This window comes from Streptomyces sp. NPDC087215, from assembly GCF_044744885.1.
Taxonomy (GTDB): domain Bacteria; phylum Actinomycetota; class Actinomycetes; order Streptomycetales; family Streptomycetaceae; genus Streptomyces.
Genome location: NZ_JBIUZD010000012.1, coordinates 176,656 through 195,302, shown reverse-complemented (window position 1 = coordinate 195,302; position 18,647 = coordinate 176,656). Strand labels below are relative to the sequence as shown.

Annotated in this window: 15 protein-coding genes; all 15 read right to left on the bottom strand. The window is 72.3% G+C overall.

Features of this window, described 5'->3' with window-relative positions; genetic code table 11:
• Positions 1–13 precede the first annotated feature (13 nt).
• The 15 genes from ACIO92_RS26595 to ACIO92_RS26525 all read right to left on the bottom strand — a co-directional run bounded on the left by ACIO92_RS26595 (position 14) and on the right by ACIO92_RS26525 (position 18,607).
• Positions 14–1,342 carry a sulfate adenylyltransferase subunit 1 gene (locus ACIO92_RS26595; RefSeq protein ID WP_402283032.1) on the bottom strand — a complete coding sequence of 443 codons (1,329 nt, stop codon included), beginning with the start codon at positions 1,340–1,342 and terminating at the stop codon, positions 14–16.
• Positions 1,343–1,344: 2 nt separating this feature from the next.
• The gene (gene cysD / locus ACIO92_RS26590) at positions 1,345–2,280 is read right to left on the bottom strand and encodes a sulfate adenylyltransferase subunit CysD (protein WP_402283034.1); all 936 of its coding nucleotides are present in this window, start codon (positions 2,278–2,280) and stop codon (positions 1,345–1,347) included.
• Positions 2,277–2,837, bottom strand: a complete 561-nt coding sequence (gene cysC / locus ACIO92_RS26585; protein WP_401239546.1) for an adenylyl-sulfate kinase — start codon at positions 2,835–2,837, stop codon at positions 2,277–2,279. The genes cysD and cysC overlap by 4 nt, the downstream gene beginning before the upstream one ends.
• Positions 2,838–2,920: 83 nt before the next feature.
• Positions 2,921–3,895: an LnmK family bifunctional acyltransferase/decarboxylase gene (locus tag ACIO92_RS26580; RefSeq protein WP_402059185.1), complete on the bottom strand. Its 975-nt coding sequence runs from the start codon at positions 3,893–3,895 to the stop codon at positions 2,921–2,923.
• Positions 3,892–5,022, bottom strand: coding sequence for a histidinol-phosphate transaminase (locus ACIO92_RS26575; RefSeq protein ID WP_402283036.1), 1,131 nt, complete (start codon positions 5,020–5,022; stop codon positions 3,892–3,894). Before ACIO92_RS26575 ends, ACIO92_RS26580 begins: the two co-directional genes overlap by 4 nt.
• A 68-nt stretch (positions 5,023–5,090) precedes the next feature.
• Positions 5,091–5,321, bottom strand: coding sequence for an acyl carrier protein (locus ACIO92_RS26570; RefSeq protein ID WP_351792542.1), 231 nt, complete (start codon positions 5,319–5,321; stop codon positions 5,091–5,093).
• Between the two features lie 56 nt (positions 5,322–5,377).
• Complete coding sequence (dmpG, locus tag ACIO92_RS26565) at positions 5,378–6,412, bottom strand: 4-hydroxy-2-oxovalerate aldolase (RefSeq protein ID WP_366443427.1); 1,035 nt, start codon at positions 6,410–6,412, stop codon at positions 5,378–5,380.
• Entirely contained in the window at positions 6,409–7,302 is an 894-nt protein-coding gene (locus tag ACIO92_RS26560) for an acetaldehyde dehydrogenase (acetylating) (RefSeq protein ID WP_366443426.1), read from the bottom strand. The genes dmpG and ACIO92_RS26560 overlap by 4 nt, the downstream gene beginning before the upstream one ends.
• Positions 7,303–7,354: 52 nt before the next feature.
• Complete coding sequence (locus ACIO92_RS26555; RefSeq protein ID WP_402283039.1) at positions 7,355–8,257, bottom strand: 2-keto-4-pentenoate hydratase; 903 nt, start codon at positions 8,255–8,257, stop codon at positions 7,355–7,357.
• Positions 8,258–9,103: 846 nt separating this feature from the next.
• Positions 9,104–10,153 (bottom strand): helix-turn-helix domain-containing protein, encoded by a 1,050-nt coding sequence (locus ACIO92_RS26550; RefSeq protein WP_401239533.1) that lies wholly within the window; start codon positions 10,151–10,153, stop codon positions 9,104–9,106.
• A gap of 134 nt (positions 10,154–10,287) precedes the next feature.
• Entirely contained in the window at positions 10,288–10,650 is a 363-nt protein-coding gene (gene uraH, locus ACIO92_RS26545) for a hydroxyisourate hydrolase (protein WP_366443423.1), read from the bottom strand.
• Positions 10,651–11,311: 661 nt separating this feature from the next.
• Positions 11,312–11,629 carry a hydroxyisourate hydrolase gene (locus ACIO92_RS26540; protein ID WP_402283041.1) on the bottom strand — a complete coding sequence of 106 codons (318 nt, stop codon included), beginning with the start codon at positions 11,627–11,629 and terminating at the stop codon, positions 11,312–11,314.
• 288 nt (positions 11,630–11,917) lie between these two features.
• On the bottom strand, positions 11,918–14,956 hold the full coding sequence (locus tag ACIO92_RS26535) for a BTAD domain-containing putative transcriptional regulator (RefSeq protein WP_366443421.1): 3,039 nt from the start codon (positions 14,954–14,956) through the stop codon (positions 11,918–11,920).
• Positions 14,957–15,218: 262 nt separating this feature from the next.
• Positions 15,219–17,984, bottom strand: coding sequence for an AAA family ATPase (locus ACIO92_RS26530; RefSeq protein WP_401239526.1), 2,766 nt, complete (start codon positions 17,982–17,984; stop codon positions 15,219–15,221).
• 407 nt (positions 17,985–18,391) lie between these two features.
• Positions 18,392–18,607, bottom strand: coding sequence for an MbtH family protein (locus ACIO92_RS26525; RefSeq protein WP_366443419.1), 216 nt, complete (start codon positions 18,605–18,607; stop codon positions 18,392–18,394).
• Positions 18,608–18,647: the final 40 nt, after the last annotated feature.

The following is an 18,647-nucleotide window of genomic DNA, read 5'->3' as shown; positions in this document are numbered from 1 at the left end:
CGGGAGCGGGTACTCAGAAGTCCCAGCCGTCGTCCTCGGTGGTGTCCGCCGACGGTTCGGGGGCGGCGAAGGACGCGCCGACCATGCCCGCCGTCAGGGTGGTGCCGTCGCCGGGGTCGATCAGGATGAACGAGCCGGTGCGGCGCGAGTCCGCGTAGGGGTCGACGGGCAGCGGCTCGGCGGTGCGGATCCTGACCCGGCCGATGTCGTTGGCCACGAGCCGTCCGGAGTGGGGGCGCAGGGTCAGGTCGTCCAGGGCGAGCCGGGCGGGGATGTCCTCGACGATGGCCTTGACCGTACGGGTGCCGTGCTTGAGCAGCACCCGGTGGCCGACGGTCAGTGCCTGGTCGGCCACGTGGCAGACGGTCGCCTCGATGTCGTGGGTGGTCGCCGGGGCGTCCGAGGTCGGCACGATCAGGTCGCCGCGCGAGACGTCGACGTCGTCCGCCAGGAGGACGGTGACGGACTGCCCGGTCCAGGCGACGCCGACCGGTCTGCCCAGGAGGTCGATGCCGGAGATCGTCGTCGTACGGCCGGACGGCAGGATCGTGACCGGTTCGCCGACGCGGAGGGAACCGGCCGCGATCCGGCCGGCGTAGCCTCGGTAGTCGGGGTGTTCGGCGGTGCGGGGCCGGATGACGTACTGGACGGGCAGCCGGGCCCCGCGCCGGTCCTGGTCCCGGCCGACCTTCACCGTCTCCAGGTGTTCGAGGACCGTCGGACCGCTGTACCAGTCCATGACCGCCGAAGGCCGCACCACGTTGTCCCCGGCCAGTGCCGAGATCGGGATCGCGGTGACCCCGGTGACGCCGAGCTCGGCGGCGTACTCGGTGAACTCCGCCACGATCGTGGCGAACACCGGCTCGCTGTGGCCCACCAGGTCCATCTTGTTGACCGCGAGGACGACCTGCGGGACGCGAAGGAGGGCGGCGACGGCGGCGTGCCTGCGGGTCTGCTCGACGATGCCGTTGCGGGCGTCGACCAGGATCACGGTCAGTTCGGCGGTGGAGGCGCCGGTGACCATGTTGCGGGTGTACTGCACGTGGCCGGGGGTGTCGGCCAGGATGAACCGCCGCTTCGGGGTGGCGAAGTAGCGGTAGGCGACGTCGATGGTGATGCCCTGTTCGCGTTCGGCGCGCAGACCGTCGGTGAGCAGGGCGAGGTCGGGCGCCTCCTGCCCGCGGCCCGCCGACACCCGTTCCACGGCCTCCAGCTGGTCGGCCAGGACCGATCTGGAGTCGTGGAGGAGACGGCCCACCAGGGTGGACTTGCCGTCGTCGACGGAGCCGGCGGTGGCGAACCGCAGCAGGGTGGCGGCCGGGAGTTCCGTGGTCCTGGTCATGCTCAGAAGTACCCTTCGCGCTTGCGGTCCTCCATGGAGGCTTCGGAGAGCTTGTCGTCGGCGCGCGTGGCGCCCCGCTCGGAGAGCCGGGACGCGGCGATCTCCGCGATCACCTGGTCCAGGGTCACCGCCTCGGAGTCGACGGCGCCGGTGCAGGACATGTCGCCGACGGTGCGGTAGCGGACGAGGCGTTTCTCGACGGTCTCGCCGCCTCGCGGGTCGCCCCAGTCGCCCACGGGCAGCCACATCCCGGAGCGCCGGAAGACCTCGCGCTCGTGGGCGAAGTAGATCTCCGGCAGTTCGATGTCCTCGCGGGCGATGTACTGCCACACGTCCAGCTCGGTCCAGTCGGAGAGCGGGAAGACCCGGACGTGTTCGCCGGGGGCGTGGCGGCCGTTGTAGAGCTGCCACAGTTCGGGGCGCTGGCGGCGCGGGTCCCACTGGGAGAACTGGTCCCGGAGGCTGAACACCCGTTCCTTGGCGCGGGCCTTCTCCTCGTCGCGCCGCCCGCCGCCGAAGACGGCGTCGAAGCCTTGCGTCCGGATCGTCTCCGTCAGCGGCAGGGTCTGGAGCGGGTTGCGGGTTCCGTCGGGGCGTTCCTTGAGCGCGCCCCGGTCGATGTAGTCCTGTACGGAGGCCACGTGGAGGCGCAGTCCGTGGGCCGCCACCACCCGGTCGCGGTACTCCAGGACCTCGGGGAAGTTGTGCCCGGTGTCGACGTGCAGCAGCGAGAAGGGGACCGCCGCCGGGGCGAAGGCCTTCAGCGCCAGGTGCAGCATGACGATGGAGTCCTTGCCGCCGGAGAAGAGGATCACCGGCCGCTCGAACTCCCCCGCCACCTCACGGAAGATGTGCACGGCCTCCGACTCCAGCAGGTCCGCGTGGGTCGGTGTGCACGGATTGTCGGTGCTCTCGTACGGTGTGGTCGCCGTCGTCATGCCAGCCCCTTCTCCCGCAGCAGCGCGACCAGCGCCTCCGCCGACTCCGTGCTGCTCTGCTCGTGTGCCGGGATCCGCAGATCGGGTGTGTCCGGCGGCTCGTAGGGGTCGTCCACGCCGGTGAGGCCGGACAGCTCGCCCCGCGCCTGCCGGGCGTACAGGCCCTTCACGTCGCGCGCGGCACACACCTCGACCGGGGTCGCCACGTGCACCTCGACGTACGCGGTGCCGGTGGCCTCGTGGTGTTCGCGGACGGCGTGGCGGGCGTCCGCGTAGGGGGCGATGACCGGTACCAGTACCGTCACGCCGTGGGAGGCGAGCAGCTGCGCGACGAAGCCGACGCGGCGCACGTTCGTCTCCCGGTCCCGGCGGGAGAAGCCGAGGTCGGCCGTCAGGCGGGCGCGCAGTTCGTCGCCGTCCAGGACGTGGGTCCGGCGTCCGGCGGTCCGCAGGGCGTCGGCCGCGGTCAGCGCGATCGTGGTCTTGCCCGCGCTGGGCAGGCCGGTCAGCCATACCGTCGCGCCGACGGCGCCGCCGTGCGTGAGGTCGTCGGTCATGTGCTCCATCCGGGGTGCGGTTCGGCGGGGAGGGCGTCCGGTGCGGGCGGATCGCGGGCGGGAGCGGAGGCGGGGGCGGGAGGTCAGTCGCCGTCCGGGCAGCGGCTCCCCGCCGTCCCGGTCTCGATCGCGGTGACGGCGACCAGGTGTCCGGTGGCGGTGTCGCGCAGGGCCATGTCGGCGATCTCGACGTCCGGGGACGTGGTGCTGCGCCAGTGGCGGACCGTGACCTCGAAGACGGTGCCGGGGTCGGCGTTGCCGAAGTAGCCGATCTTCTGGTCGGTCACCTTGCGCCGCAGGAACTGTTCGTCGGTGCGTCCCAGGGCGCGCCACAGGCGCAGCAGCATCGTGTCGAAGACGGAGAAGTACGAGGCGAAGTACATGAGTCCGGCGCCGTTGAGGTCGCGCACGACGTCCAGTGTGTAGGTGAACGTGCGGGGCTCCCCGGTCTCCTGGAAACCGGGGGGACCGTCGGGGTGGAAGCTTCCGGTGGACCGGGCCCTGCCGACGAAGGCCCGGGGGGAGTAGGCGTTGGGGAGCGGGGCCAGGTCCTGGTAGCCGAAGTCCGGGGGTGTCACCTGGGCGAGGCCCCGGTTGCTGCCCGCGGTGGTGCGGGCGATCCACCGGTTGAAGTTCTCGGCGTAGAGGCAGTCCGGGTGCGGGTGTTCGTACACCTCCGCCGGGTCCAGCGGTCCGTCGGGGAGGTCGAGTCCGGCGGGGGCGAGCCGGTGCAGGGTGATGACCGACTGGTTGCCGAACTGGAACGACCGCGAGTCGACCCGGAGTTCGTCGCCGAAGGTGAGCCCGTGGGGATGGACGACGTCCCCGCCGCGCACGCGGTAGTAGTAGAAGGACAGATAGGCGGGGTCTCCGTCGGCGGTGCGGGCGGCGTGCACGTTGATCCGGCAGGACTCGCTCACCACCTCCCAGGTCCAGTCCCCGATGCGGCCGAACAGCAGGGAGCCCCCACTGCACATGCCCGGCGCGACGACCACGTGCCGGGTCAGCCCGGACCCGTCCGGGAGCAGTGTGCCGGGCGCGGTGTGAAGAGTGGTCATGATGCCTCCGCCGTCGTTCGGAACTGCCGTGTCTGTCCGGTGCCGGGGGTGGCCGTCGGCCGTGCGGAGCGCCATGCGCCGGCCGCGGCGAGGAAGTGGTCGTCGTCCTCGGCGGCTCCGACCGACACCCGCACGCCCAGGCCGGGGAACGCCCGTACCGCGATGTCCCTCCGGGCGCACCAGGTGCCGAAGTCGGCGGCGAGCGGGCCCAGGGGGAGCCAGAGGAAGTTGGTTCTGCTGTCGGGGACGTCCCAGCCCTGACGGAGGAGGGCGTCGCGGACCCGGGTGCGTTCCGCGACCGTGCTGTCGACGCGCCGCAGCAGTTGGTCGGCGAGTCCGAGGGCGGCGACGGCCGCGTGCTGTGCCACGGTGCTGACCGCGTAGGGCAGGCACGCCTTGCGCAGTTCCCCGACGACGGAGGCGTCCCCCACCAGGTATCCGGTGCGCAGTCCGGCGAGTCCGTACGCCTTGGAGAAGGTGCGCAGCACGACCAGGTTCGGGTGCTCGGCGCAGAGGTCCAGGGCGGTGGAGGGCGCCGGTCCGCGGGCGTACTCGTGGTAGGCCTCGTCGACGGCGACCAGGCAGGTGGGGGGTACGAGGGTGAGGAACGCGCGGAGTTCGTCGTGGGCGACGAGCGTGCCCGTCGGGTTGTTCGGGTTGCAGACGATCACCAGGCGGGTGCGGGGGGAGATCCGGTCGGCCATGGCCCGCAGGTCATGGGTCTGGTCGGTCAGCGGCACCTGGACGGATTCCACTCCGGCGAGGGCGGCGAGCGTGGGGTAGACCTCGAACGACGGCCAGGCGTGGACGGCTTCGGCGCCGGGGTCGGCGACCGACTGGAACAGCGCCTGCAGGAGGGCCAGGGATCCGGCGCCGACCGCGATCCGGTCCTCCGTGGTCCCGTGGACCCGGGCGAGGGCGCGTATCAGCGGTCCGCAGCCGGGGTCCGGGTAGCGGTTCACGGTGGCTCCGGCGCGTGCGACGGCCTCGACGACACCGGGCAGCGGGGTGTGCGGCGACTCGTTCGCCGACAGCGGGCGGGTCGTCGCGGCCGGTCCGTGGAGGCCCGCGGAGGGCCGGTAGGGGGCGAGGGTTCCGAGAACCGCGCGCAGGGACGGGTGAGACATGGGACTCCCGGTGGAGGGGGCACCGCCTCGCCCGGTCGTGCGGGCGGTGCCCGGGTCGGCGGTGGGGCTCAGTCACCCGGCCGCCGGTCCGCCATCAGACGGGCCACGTCGGCGAGGGTGTCGGCGTCGAGGAGTTCGTAGTCGTGGACCTCGATGCCGAGCCGCTCGTTCAGCGCGGTGGACAGTTCCAGCACCGCCAGGGAGTCGAGACCGACCTCCTCACGGGTGGCGGTGGGCGCGAGGTCCTCCTCACGTACGTGCAGTTCGCTGACCAGGATGTCCTTGAGTACGTCGTACACGGCTGGTTCCTCCCTCGCTGTCTTCGTCCCGGCCGGGAGCCGCGGGCTCGCGGCTCTCAGGCACCGCGGGCCGCCTTGAGGGCGAGGGCCACCTCGACGATGAGGTCCTCCTGCCCCGCCACGGCCTGTCTCCTGCCCAGCTCGAAGAAGACGTCGCGCGGATCGACGTCCTCGCGGCGCGAGATGTCCAGGACCCGGGTCTTGAACCCGGAGAACACTCCGGCCAGGCCGCTGACGACGCTGACCGAGTCGATGGTGGGCGGCGCGGGCATGAGCTCGCGCTCGGCGATGTCGGCCGCGTCCAGGAGTCCGTACAGATCGATCCCCGTCGGGAAGCCCATCCGTTCCAGTACGGGTACCAGCACTTCGAGCTGGGTGTTCCCGGCGCCCGCGCCGAAGCCCCGGGCGCAGGCGTCCAGGATGTCCGCGCCCGCTTCCACGGCGGCGATCGAGTTGGCGACCGCCATGCCGAGGTTGTTGTGGGCGTGGAACATCACCGGGACGTCGACGGCCTCCCGCATGGCACGGACGCGCTCGGTGACGTCGGCCGGGAGGTAGTGGCCGGAGGAGTCCATGATGCCCACCGCGGTCGCGCCGAACTCCACGAGCCGGGCGCATTCGCGTCCCAGCCGTTCGGGGCTCGCCATGTGGCTCATCAGGAGGACGGCCTGGGCCTCGGCCCCTTGCTCGCGGAGGAAGCCGAGGTGCCGTTCGGCGAGGTCGCCCTCGGTGCAGTGGGTGCCGATCCGCACCACGTCCACCTCGTGGGCGAGGGCCCGTTCGAGGTCGGCGGTGGTGCCCCAGCCCGGCAGCATGAAGACGGCCATCCTGCTGTCCGTGAGGGCCTCCCGCACGATCGACAGCATCTCGTCGTCGCCGGTCCTGGCCTGCCCGACCTGGAGGGAGGAGGCTCCCAGGCCGTTGCCGTGCCCCACCTCGACCACGGGGACGCCCGCGGTGTTCGCCGCCCGCGCGTAGGCGCGCAGTTGTGCCCCGTCCAGTTGGTGGCGGACGGCGTGATGGCCGTCGCGCAGGGACGCGTCGTGGATGAGGACCGGCTTTCCGGTGCCGGGAGGGGGTGCCGCGCTCATGACGTCTCCGTACCGATGCGCGCCGGGCCGGCCGCCGCGCATCGTTCGGCGACGTGGACCGCGGCGGAGTTGATGATGTCGAGGTTGCCCGCGTACCGGGGGATGCGTCCGCCGGACGAGGTGACCTCGGCGGCGACGAACACCTTGCTCTCCTCCACGACACACGCGGTGATCCGGTAGCCGCCGACGAAGGAGCGGACCTGCTCGGCCGCGGTGGTCACGGCCGCGTCCACGGACGCCGTGCTGAAGCCCTCCCCCAGCATCGACATGGCGACCCGGAAGGTCGCCGGAGGCTTGGCCGGGCTGATGTTGAGGATCGCCTTGACGTCCTTGACGCCGGTGAAGTCGCGCACCGCGTCCTGCGTGGTCTCGATGTACTCGTCGAGGTTGAGCCGGGTGGAGCGTCCGACGCTGGGGCTGGCGGCCGTGGTGACGACCTCGACGTAGTCGACCCGGTGCGTCTGGGTGATCGCGTGCAGGATCGGTATCGAGGCCTGGCCGCCGCAGCTGATCATGTTGATGTCGTCGCAGCCGAGGACCTCCGCCGCGTTGACGCTGGGGATGACCATCCGCCCCACCTTGCTCGGGGTCAGGTCCACGAGCTTGGTGCCCGAAAGGCTCAGGCGTTCCGCGTGTTCGGCGTGGGCCAGGGCGTTGGTCGCGTCGAAGACGATGGCGAACGGCTCGGGGGCGTCCAGGAGGGAGTCGATCCCCCGTGTCCCGATGGGAAGGCCGAGTTCGGCCGCCTGTCGCAGGCCGGGCGTCTTCTCGTCGCGTCCCACGACCAGACCGCAGTCGAGGAACTCCGAACGCATGATCTTCTCGGCCAGATCGACTCCGATGAGGCCGGCGCCGAGGACGGCCACGGGCAGGCGCCCGTTTCGCTTCATGGCTGCATCGCCCTTCCCTGTCTAGAGATTCACCTTGGGGCGCGAGAGTGGTCTACGAGTCGCTGTCGTCGCCGCTGTTGCCGGTACCACCGGTACCACCGGTACCACCGGTACCACCGGTACCACCGAGGCCGTCGGCATCGCCGTTGTCACGGATACCGCCGATGCCGCCCATGTGAAGGGTGACGGTGCCCAGCCGGTCGAACTCCGCCACGAAGCTGTCGCCGGGCCGCATCGGGACCGCTGCGTGGAGCGCGCCCGTCATGATCAGCTGGCCCGCTTCGAGCGTCACGCCGTGCTCGCCCAGGACGTTCGCCAGCCAGGCGACCACCGCGGCCGGGTCTCCCAGGGCGGCGGCTCCGGCTCCGGTCGCCACGAGGTCGCCGTTGCGGGAGAACGCCATGCCGATGAGCCGGACGTCGCAGTCGTCGGGCAGCGCGACGGGCGGGCCGAGCACGACCGCGCCGTTGGACGCGAGGTCGGCGACGGTGTCGGCGAGCCGGATGCGCCAGTCCTCGATCCGCGAGTCGACGATCTCCAGGCCCGCCATGACCTCGGTGATCGCCTCACGGGCCTCGGCCACGGTGACACCGGGACCCTTCAGGGGCGCGCCGAGCCGGAAGACGATCTCCGCCTCGACCTTGGGCGCGATGAACGCGTCGCCCGGGGTGGTGGCCCCGTTCTCGTACACGGTCGAGCCGAGCACCGGTCCGTAGTCCGGGGTGCTGACGCCGAACAGCTCCTGCATGGGGGCGGAGGTGAGTCCCGCCTTGTAGCCCACGACGGTGTCGTCGCCCGCCGTCAGCATCGCGACCAGTTCGCGCTGGACGGCGTAGCCGTCGTGCACGTCCAGCGTCGGACGCCCGTCGGTGAAGGGAGGGATCGGGCGGCCCGTCGCACGTGCTTCGAAGAGTGCCTTGGCCATGACTCTGGCGTCGTCCACCGAGATGTTCACTCTGCTCCTGTCAGAACGCGTCGCACCTGCCACGGGCCCACCGGTCGTCTGTGCGCGGACCGTCCCGTGCTCGACGCTCCGGCGTCACCCATGGCGTCGGCCTGTCTCTGACGGACCGCCACCGGCACCCGGGGAACACGGGGTCCGTGAGTGCGGACCGGATCACTCGGATCAGCGGAACGGATCCGGGCGAGGGGAGCACGGCCGCGAAGCCCGGGGCCCGGTGCCCGCCCCCTCGTTTCGCGTCTCACGGTAACCACGAAGGCGGCGCCGCAGAAGGTTTCATCAATGCTTATGAGTCCGGCAATTGAGCATATTCGCCGTTCCGTCTCCCCTGTAAAGGGAGTCAACTGGACGTAATTCTCCCGTCAAACGTGAGCTACGTCACCGAGGAATTCTCATATGCGCCATCCGCGCATGGAAATGCGCCAGGGCACGTCGGGGAGGGACGGGACACGGAATCGGGGAGGGACGGCCGGAGCGGCTGGGGGCGGGGTGGCGGGCTCGCGCACCGGCCGAGGCGCGGGAGGGCGCGGGGCCGGGCCGGGCCGGATCCTCGTCCGGCACGGAGGGCGCGGCCACGGCCGCGGGGCTCCCGTACGGCGGCGGACATGGTTCCGCCGCCGGTCGTGGCGGGCGGCCGGCGGCAGTGGCGGGCGGGCGGGGCGGGGCGGTGACGGGCGACCGGGCGGCGACGGCCCCGCGCGGCGGTGCCCCGGGGACCGTGGGCCCCCTCGGGGCGCGCGGAGACGGGCTACGGCGGTGGGGGTCCGGCGGCGAGTCGGCAGCGGGCGCCTCAATGGTGGCGGTCGGCGGCCCCGGGGGCGCCGACCGGCGGTGGACGCCTCAGCGGACCACGCGCCAGGGGCCGTTCACCGGGTCCGTCTGCCGCATTCCGGCGGCCAGCCGTTCCCACTCCCGGGCGTAATGGCTCATCACCTCGGTGAGCGCGTGGGCGCAGTGCGGGGGGACGGCCGCCAGCAGTTGTTCGCCCGCCGCGAGCCCCTGGGCCTGTCCGTTGAGCCAGCGCAGCAGGGCGCGACCACTGTCCGTGAAGCGGATCGAGGGGTCGTTGGACAGCACGTCCATGGCCCGTACGCGCATCCGCGCGGCCCCCCTCGAGGAGGGGTCCACCGGGACCGGGAGGGAGGTCAGGCCGGAGCAGCGCTGGGGTGCCGCGACCACGAGCGAGGTGAGGTACGGGGGGTCCTCGCGGACGGTCACGGGGGCGGGCGTCCGCTCGTCGGGCCCGGGACCGGCCGTACAGGACCGCAGTTCCTGGCGCAGGCGGTGGGCGGTGCTGACCGAGACCCCGGCCTCCTGGGCGACCTCGCGCAGGGTCGCGCGGGGCCGCTCCGCGAGCAGGGAGCGGGCTTTCCGGCGCCGTTCCGGCATGTCGGCGGGGCGGGCCCGGCCGTCCCGTCCCACCCGGGGGACGTCGGCGTTCGACTGAGGAGATTCCTCAGTCGAACGCTTCCCCCGTACGACCCCTACCGTCTTCGGCGACACCCCTGTGACGGCGGCGATGGCCCGGTCCGACCAGTGGGGGTGGGTGGTGAGGATGCGCAGGACGGCCGCCTTGCGGTCCCCCGGCGTCAGGGGGAGGCCATGGCCGGTGTTGGCCCGCACCGACTGGATGAACAGATCGGCCGACGCGCCGTCGACATGGCGGACCGTGATGCGGTGTTCCCCGCGCAGGACGGCGGCCCGGAGCCGGTGCATCCCGTCGACCACCCGTCCGGTGTCCCGGTGCACGAGGATCGGCTCGAACTCGGTCCCGCTCTCCGCCAGTGCCCGCGCATGGCCCTCGTCCAGCCCCAGGAGACGCGGGGAGTCCGCGGGCAGCAGGGAGGCGACCGGCACGGTGAGGATCGTCGATGGCGATGCGTCGGACAACTTTTCCACCCCTTCTGCTTGCGGTCCCCGCACCGTCTCCGCCGGCGGACCGCGCCACCCGTGTCACGACCGCGCGGGATCGCCGCACGGGCCGTGGGGGACGGGGGAGTTCAGCACGCGCGCGCCGCCCGCCCTCAGACCGTCCCTGCGGTCACCGCGCCGGGGACGTTGCCCCGGTAGGTGGTGTACGAGAACGGGCTCAGCAGCAACGGAATGTGCAGGTGGTTCGGATCACCTTGATGGTGGAGCGAGACGATGACCTCGGCGTACAGGCTGTCGACGGCCCGCTCCGCGAAGTACTCGCCGGTCTCGAAGACGAGCCGGTAGAAGCCGTGGGGCAGGGCCTCGCCGCTCAGCGAGCCGACGCGCCCCGCGTCGTCCGTCCGTGCCCGGGTCAGCGCGGGCCACGTGCCGTGCTCCCGGGCGTGCAGGGTGACGGCCAGATCCGCGACCGGACAGCCGTTGGTGGAGTCGATGACCCGGACCGAGATGCTCATCCGGCGTCACCCCCCGGTCGGCACGTGCCGTTCACCGTCCGCTCCTCGTCCGCCGTCGCATCGCGTTCCGCGTCACACATGAGTGAAGGCACTCGGGCGACGGTCAGCCCCAGATGGTGTCGGAGGGGGTACAGATGCCCGCGAATCCGGCCAGCGCGTACAGCAGAGCCAACATATCGATCTCCCATGCGGAAACTCGTGACCCGGAGGTCCGGGTGGACGACTCCAGTTCTAGTGAGTCCCCTTTTCGTCCCCCTACCAGAACGCTAACTCCTCGCTAAGCGCCCGGTTCCGCAGGGCGACCGCCTCTGGTACGCGGCCCTGGGCACCGTACGACGGGGAGCCGTCCTGGCGACCGGTGTGTCCGGCGAGGTGCACGGGGGAAGGGATCGCCTTCGCCCGCCGCCGCCTCGTCGGCACGGGCGCGGGCTCCGTCCGCGCCTGCGACGACATCGCCGGGCCTCGGGGGGGGCCGGGCGACCGCGGGGCCTGGCCACCGCGGGGAGATGACCGGGGTGGGGCCATCCGCCGTCGTACGTCCTGCCGCAGGTCTCCTCGCGCGTCGTGTCACGCGTCGTGTCACGCGTCGTGCCGTACGTCTTCTCGTACGGCCTGTCATGCCTCGTTCGCGCGTCCGCCGCGCGTCACCCGGGTGCCACGGCTACCGGCCGACGGCGCACACCGCGTATCCATGGGGCGCGATCACGATGGGGATCTCCTGGTCCGCCTCCCATTCGGCGAACGCGACCGCGATGTGACTGTAGAACGGCCGCATCCCGAGCGTCGTGAAATACCGGTCGGTCTCCAGGACCAGCCGGAACGGACCGGGGGCGTCCTCCGGCAGGGACGGGCGGTCGAGCCGCCCGTCCCTGCCGGTGAGCCCGTGCCACACGGTCTGCCACTCGTCCAGCCGGGGCCTTTCGATACGGATCAGCAGCCCGTCGACGGGCCGCCCATTGGTTCCATCAGAGACACACACTCCGAGTTTCACGTGACACCGGCCTCATCGATCGCATCCCTTGGGGGACGGGACACCGGATGCGTCCCGTCTGTGAGCATCAGCCCCGCCGTCATCACGACGGGGGCCTTCCTTCTCTCTCACCGCCCGTCGTCCGCCGGGCGGGAACCCGCCACCGAGGCGGGCATCCTGCCACGCGGCCGGAGCGGACACGGACGTCCCGCACCCGGCTGGCCGGTTCCGGTACCGGGCCGCCGGACACCGGGACGGCGCGAACGCGGTCCGCCGCCGGTCGCTCCGGGCCCGGCGTCAGGCCGAGCCCGCCCGCGCGTAGGCGGCGGCCGCGGCCGCGTCGTCGGAGGCCGCGCAGACCTCGCTCATGAGGCGCGCGGACCGTTTCTGCCAGCTCGCGGCCTGCATCCGCCCGAAGATGTCCAGTGCCGTGCCGATGTGCTCCTTGGCCCGTTCGTAGTGGCCCCGGTCCGCGGCCACCTCGCCGAGCGAGAGCTGGATCCTGCCGATGGCGAGGTACTCACGGGCCCGGGAGGCGATCCCCATGGCCTGTTCCAGCATCTCGTAGGCCGCGCCGTGGCTCCCCTGACGGGACCGGACAATGGCCAGACCGCGCAGGGCGTAGCACTCGCCGACCGGGTCGCCGACCGAGCGGACGGTCTCCAGCGCCTGGGTGAACACGTACTCGGCCTCGGTCACCTCCTCGATCTGCAGATGCGCCTCGCCCAGACGGCACAGGATCTGCGCGCGCACCCGCCGGTTGCCCGAGCGCTCCACCGCGGCCAGGCCCGCCGCCATGGTCCGTTTGCCCTCCGCGATCAGCCCTCGGTCCAGATGGATCTGTGCCATGTTGCTCAGGACGTGGGCCTCGGCGGTCGAGTCGTTGACGTCGGCGAGCATGGGCAGCGCCGTCTCGTAACCCGCCATCGCCTCGTCCAGACGGCCCTGGATGCGGTCGACGAACGCGAGGTTGCGGACCGCGAGCGCCTCGCCGTGCACGTCCCCGACCTGGCGGAACAGCTCGCGGGCGGGCCCCAGCCTGCCGCGCGCCTCGTCCAGCCGGTACTCGAACATGTGCAGGGCGCCCAGCGAGTACAGCATCGCCGCCTGGCCCCGGCGGTTGTCGTTGCGCCGGGTGACGTCGAGCGCGATCTCGTGCGTGGTGCGCCAGTCGTCGAAGTAGCCGTACATCTCGAAGAGCGTGACCGAGGTCAGCGCCAGGTCCCAGCACAGTTCGTCGAGACCGGCCCCGGCGGCCTGTCTGACGGCCGTGATCAGGCTGGCCCGCTCGTCCTCGAACCAGCCGAGCGGATCGGCGAGTTCGCGGTCGACGACGGACTGCTCCAGGGCCAGGCGGGGCGCCTCACCGTGGATCAGCGTGTGGTCGCCGCCGTAGGCGCGTCGGTGCGCCTCCTCGACCAGGAGCAGCCAGGTGCTCAGCACCCGGCCGAGGACGACGGACCGTTCGGCGGTGCTCTCGTGCTCGGCCAGGCACTCCTGGGAGTAGACCCGGACCAGGTCGTGCAGCCGGTAGCGGGGGCGGCGGCCCTTCACCACGTCGACGTCGACGAGCTGGGCGTCCACGAGGAACTCCAGGACGTCCTCGGCCTCCGTCACGGCGACGTCGAGCAGGGGCGCCGCGACCCAGCTGGCGAACTCCGCCGCCTCCAGCATGGACAGCCGCCGGAAGAGGCGCTGCGCGTCGGTGGGCAGCCCCTCGTAGACCATGGCCAGACCGGCCCGGACGCCGACTCCGCCGTGGGTGAGTTCGTCCAGGCGCTGGCGTTCGTCGCGGAGCCGGGCCACCAGCTTGCTCAGGGGCCAGTGGGGCCGGGTGACGAGCCGCGCCGCCACGATCCGCAGGGCGAGCGCGAGGTTGCCGCAGAGCTCTATCAGGTGCAGGGCGCTGGGCAGTTCGCCGTGGACCCGTTCGCGTCCGAGGACCCGGCTGAGCAGTTGCAGCGCCTGCTCGGTGGAGAACACGTCGATCTGGACGCAGCTCGCGCCCTCCAGACCGGCCAGCCGGGACCGGCTCGTGATCAGGACGGGGCAGTTGGACGAGCCCGGCAGCAGCCAGCGCACCTGTTCCTCGTCGATCGCGTCGTCGAGGACGATGAGCATCCGCCGGTCGGCGACCAGGTTCCGGAACAGTTCGGCCCGTTCCTCGATGGTGGACGGCATCCCCGATCCGGGTATGCCCAGGCTGCGCAGGAAGCGCTCCAGGATGCGGGTCGGCAGGATCGGCTGGGCGGAGGGGCCGCGCAGCTTGGCGAACATCTGGCCGTCGGGGAATCGTTTCGCCAGAGAGTGCCCGAAGTGCACCGCGAGGGCGGTCTTGCCGACGCCTCCCCGGCCGGTGATCGAGACGATCCGCAGGGCGTACGAGGTCTCCGTGTCCTCCTCCAGCGCCTCTTCGAGCCGGGCGAGCAGGTCGTCGCGTCCGCTGAAGTCGGCGATGGCGCCGGGCAGCAGACGGGGCACCGCGGGTGGGTCGACGACCGTGGTGGCCGCCGGGGCCATCTGCGCCGCCGGTGCTGTCGGGGTCGGCGGCAGCGTCCGCGTGGACGGCACGTCGGCCGGCGGGGCGCCGTCCAGCCGGCCGGACAGGATCGACTCCTGGAGGCGGCGGAGCTCCTCCCCCGGCTCGATGCCGAGTTCGTCGATCAGTTCGCGCCGGCCCCGCCGGTAGACCTCCAGCGCCTCGGCCTGGCGCCCCGACCGGGACAGCGCCACCATGAGCTGGGCGCGGAGGTGTTCGCGCAGCGGGTTCTGCATGACCAGGTCGATCAGCCGCGCGACGAGCTGCTGGTGCAGGCCGAGGGCGAGGCGCGCGTCCACCCACTGCTCCACGACGGCGAGCCGTTGCTCGTCGAGGCGCGCGGCCGGGGCCTGGAGCACCGTACTGGTGATGCCGCCGCCGAAGCACGACGAACCGCGCCAGAGCCCCAGCGCGGTCTCGAAGGCGTCCGCCGCCTCCGCGAAGCGGCCCGCCTCCGCGGCGGTGCGTCCGGCCGCCGCGGCCCGCTCGAAGACATGGAGGTCCAGTTCGTCGTCCCCGACCTCGACGAGGTATCCGGGCGATCTGGTCCGGATGATGTCGGGCAGACCGGCCTTCGCCATGCTGGCGCGGACGATGGAGACGCAGATCTGGATCTGGGCGCGCGCGGTCGGCGGCGGGGAGGCGCCCCAGACCGCGTCGACGAGCCGGCCGACCGGAACGATCCGGTTCGGTTCGAGCAGCAGGACAGCCAGAACGATGCGCTGGCGCTCGGCGGTGATCAGCGCCGGGCCACCGGGGCCGACGACTTCCAACGGCCCCAGTAATTGAAAGCGCATGACCGCCCTTCACATCCACGCCATAGTTTCCGCCGGTCAGCTACGCACCAACGTCATATCTACCTAACCCGATCGGCTCTGTCCAGTGAGCGGTGTTTTCCGCGGGGGCCGGGGATTCGACGGCGGGAAGCGGCGCCCCCGATTCAGTACGGGCTTCGAGAAGAACGCCGGGCCATATGGCTTGAATTCAGCTTACGAACACGTCTGGCTATGTGGCTCCTTCGCGGCGGGAGGTACGGAAATGCGCTGAGCCCGGCCGGGCTCAGCGCCGCCGGGCGTCGGTGAGGTCTCCCGTCACCGGTCCGCCCAGCAGGGACGGCAGGTCCGCGCGGCGGCTGATCCGCAGTTTGCGGTAGGTACGGGTCAGATGCTGCTCGACCGTGCTGACCGTGACGTGCAGTCCCTCGGCGATCTCCCGGTTGGAGCAGCCGACGGCGGCCATCGCGGCCACCCGGCGCTCGGCCTCGGTGAGGCCGTCGCCCCCGTCGGCGGGTGTCGGCAGCGCGGTGGCGCTCTCCACGGCCAGGCCCCGGACCAGTGCTTCGGCGTGGCAGTCGGCGGCCACGATGACCGCGCGGCGCTCGGCCGCCGCGGCCCGCCGGAACTCGCCCAGGGTCCGGTAGGCGCGGGCCAGGTCGGCGAAGGCGAGGGCGAGTTCGTAGCGGTCGCCGTCGTCGGACTGCAGCAGTTCGGCGGCCTGGCGCAGCAGTGTCGGCCGGTGTGCCGGGGCCCCGGCACCGGCCAGGACCCGGCTCGCGCTGCCGCGGACCCGGTTCGGCATGACGGGGAACCTGGCCGACTGCTCCTCCAGCATCCGCCGGGCGTCGGCGGGGCGGCCGAGGCCCAGGTACACCTCGGCGACGTCGGTGCGCCACGGGATGAGTCCTGGCGTGTCCATCCCCCACCGGCCCAGCGTGGCGCCGCACCGGCGCAGGTCCTCCAGGGCCATCTCCAGATAGCCGGTGGCCAGTCCGAACCGTGCCCGCGCGTAGAGGTAGTGCATCCCGTAGCGGGTCTCGGACATCGGCTCGGGGACGCGGTGGTCCAGATAGGTCTGCGCCTCGTCGTAGCGGCCCATCGCGGTGGTGGCCAGGATCAGGGTGCTCAGCGGCGCGCCGACGGTCACGCCCCAGCTGATCGCCGGGAGGACGGCGAGGGCCTCGCTCGCGTACCGCCGGGCGTCGGTGAGGTCGCCCCGGCGCAGGGCGATCTCCGCCCGTACGGCGCCCAGCCTGGCCCTTCTGCTCGGTGTGTGCCGCGTCCGCATCCGGTCGAGGAACAGCTCGCACCAGGCCGACGCGCGCTCGGCCCGCCCGCTGTAGGCGAGGGCGAGGAGGGCGCTCTCGACGGTCTCGGTGGACAGTTCGTCCGGCCGGGTGCCGTGGAGCACCCGCTGCGCCACGCCGACGGCCTCCTGATGGGGACCTCCGCCGAGGACGGCGGCCAGCGCGGACACCGCCTGGAGGCGGCGGTCGGCGCTCACCGAGTGCGTGGGGGGACGTCCGGAGGCGGGCCTCGGGCCGAGCGCGGCGAGCAGTGAGGGATAGGTGTGGCGCAGGCGGCGGCGGGTGATCTGCAGTTCCGTGGCCGTCTCGGGGTCGGTCGCCCACCCTGTCGAGGCCAGGTGGCGCAGGACCTCCTGGGCCTGTTCGAAGCGGCCGTGCCAGAGGAGCGCGCGGGCCAGGGTGAGCGCGTCGGCGCCCCGCAGGCGGCCCTTGCGCATCGCTTCGACGAGTTCGCCGAGCCTGCCGCTGGACACACCGGGGTTGATGCTCCACTCGGCCCGGATGAGTGCGGCGGTGATACGGGCCCGCCGGAGCGGGTCCGCGCAGATGTGCCGGGCGAGCCGGAGGCAGTCGACCGCGCGGTCGGCCGCGCCGTCGCGCAGGGCGTGCGCGGCGGCGTCCTCCAGGGCCGGCAGGGCCCAGGGCTCCTCCAGCACTCCGGCTTCGGGGGGCGCTCCGGCGCGCAGCAGGTGGTCGGCGATCACCTCGGTCCCGGCGCCTCGTTCGTGGGCCAGGACGGCGGCGCGGGTGTGGAGCCGGGCGAGGCCGTCCGCGTCGACGGCTCCGGTCACCGCGTCGCGGGCGGCCTCGTGCCGGAATCCGTCCATGGTGAGCAGTCCGCCCGCGATCAGCGCGTGGACCGCCTCCGTGGTCCGGACCGGGCTCAGGTCGAGCAGTCCGTCCAGGTTGTCCAGCTCGCCGAGGACCACGTAGCCGCTCAGCGTCCGGACCATGTCCGGGCAGCTGCGGCGCAGGCAGGACAGGACGGCCTCGCGGTAGCGGGGGCCCGCCTCGCCGCCGCCCAGGTGGTCGCGGACCAGTGCTTCGACCAGGAGGGGGTTGCCTCCGCTGTAGGCGTGCCAGTCGGCGGAGCGTTCGGCGGCGACGGTCTCTCCGAGGTGCTGGGCCGTCAGCTGCCGGACGCCCGCCGGGGAGAGCTGGGTGACCTCGACGCGGTGGCAGTTGGGCTGTCGCAGCAGGTCGGCCACGAAGCGGAACTCGGTGTCGCAGCCGTGGCCGCCGTGGGTGAACGCCGCGAGGACCCGGGCGCTGTTGAGGCGTCGCGCCAGATAGGCGAGGCAGGTCAGCGAGGACTGGTCGGCCTGTTCGACGTCGTCGACGGCGATGTACAGGGGGCAGCGTTCGGCCAGTTCCAGCAGGACGGTGGCCAGTCCGCGCACGACGCCGTCGTCCGGTTGCGCGTCGGTGCCCCGGTGCCGGGCGGCGCGCACGCCCTCCTCGATGAGGGCCACGGCGCGCGTCCGGTCCGCGGAGTCCAGCGGCGCGTCGTCGACCAGTTGGCGCATCACGCCCAGGGTCAGGTGCCGCTCGTCCTTCGATGCCAGCGCCGCCAGGGGAAGCATTCCCAGGCTCAGGGCGTGATCGGCGAAGTTGTGCACCAGGACGCTCTTGCCGGCCGCCACCGGTCCGGAGACCAGCACGGCGCGTCCGTGTCCGTCCCGCGCCCGTTCGGCCAGTGTCGTCAACAGCGCCATCGGTGCTTCGCGCTCCACCAGTTCCACCGCGAACTCCTCCCATGGGTCGGTGAGAAAGAGGGAATACCGTTCCTCGGCCAGGCAGTAGGTCGCGGGTGGGCCGGGAGGGATCGTCCTCTCGCCGCACGCCGTCAGCACCCGCGGACCGGGTGTTCCGGTCGCCGACGGGACCCATGCTCGCCGCCGGGCTCATCGACCGGCTATCGGCGCGCTATCGGCCCCCGCGGGGGCCGTGGTTTCCGGTGTGACGGAACGGGCGCGGGATAATCCCGTGGAACGGCCGGTGCGGGCCGTGGAACGGCCGCCGCGGACCTTTTTCGCCCCGGGGGAAACGCGGGGCGTCCGGGAGGGGTCGTGACGGACACGGGAAACGGCCAGGGACCACGCGCTCTCGCGGCGTGGTCCCTGGCCGTGGCGGGCGGGGCGGGGCGGGGTCAGTCGGCCCGGCGCATCGCCTCGACGAGGCTCTTGGGGCGCATGTCGACCCAGTGTTCGTTCACGTAGTCCAGGCATTCCTGCCGGGTCGTGCTCGGCAGGACGACGGTCCAGCCCGCCGGGACCTCCGCGAAATCCGGCCACAGGGAATACTGCTCCTCCGCATTGACCAGAACGCGGTATGAGGCATTTTCATCCTCGAACGGATTGCTCATGAGCCAGCGCACTCCTTTATCGCCGTCGAATGGAAGAGCT

What these genes read in the sequence shown, in the direction of transcription:
- ACIO92_RS26595 (WP_402283032.1), bottom strand. Translation starts at nt 1,342, where the DNA reads ATGACCAGGACCACGGAACTCCCGGCCGCCACCCTGCTGCGGTTCGCC.
- cysD (WP_402283034.1), bottom strand. Translation starts at nt 2,280, where the DNA reads ATGACGACGGCGACCACACCGTACGAGAGCACCGACAATCCGTGCACA.
- cysC (WP_401239546.1), bottom strand. Translation starts at nt 2,837, where the DNA reads ATGACCGACGACCTCACGCACGGCGGCGCCGTCGGCGCGACGGTATGG.
- ACIO92_RS26580 (WP_402059185.1), bottom strand. Translation starts at nt 3,895, where the DNA reads ATGACCACTCTTCACACCGCGCCCGGCACACTGCTCCCGGACGGGTCC.
- ACIO92_RS26575 (WP_402283036.1), bottom strand. Translation starts at nt 5,022, where the DNA reads ATGTCTCACCCGTCCCTGCGCGCGGTTCTCGGAACCCTCGCCCCCTAC.
- dmpG (WP_366443427.1), bottom strand. Translation starts at nt 6,412, where the DNA reads ATGAGCGCGGCACCCCCTCCCGGCACCGGAAAGCCGGTCCTCATCCAC.
- ACIO92_RS26560 (WP_366443426.1), bottom strand. Translation starts at nt 7,302, where the DNA reads ATGAAGCGAAACGGGCGCCTGCCCGTGGCCGTCCTCGGCGCCGGCCTC.
- uraH (WP_366443423.1), bottom strand. Translation starts at nt 10,650, where the DNA reads ATGAGCATCTCGGTCCGGGTCATCGACTCCACCAACGGCTGTCCGGTC.
- ACIO92_RS26535 (WP_366443421.1), bottom strand. Translation starts at nt 14,956, where the DNA reads ATGCGCTTTCAATTACTGGGGCCGTTGGAAGTCGTCGGCCCCGGTGGC.
- ACIO92_RS26525 (WP_366443419.1), bottom strand. Translation starts at nt 18,607, where the DNA reads ATGAGCAATCCGTTCGAGGATGAAAATGCCTCATACCGCGTTCTGGTC.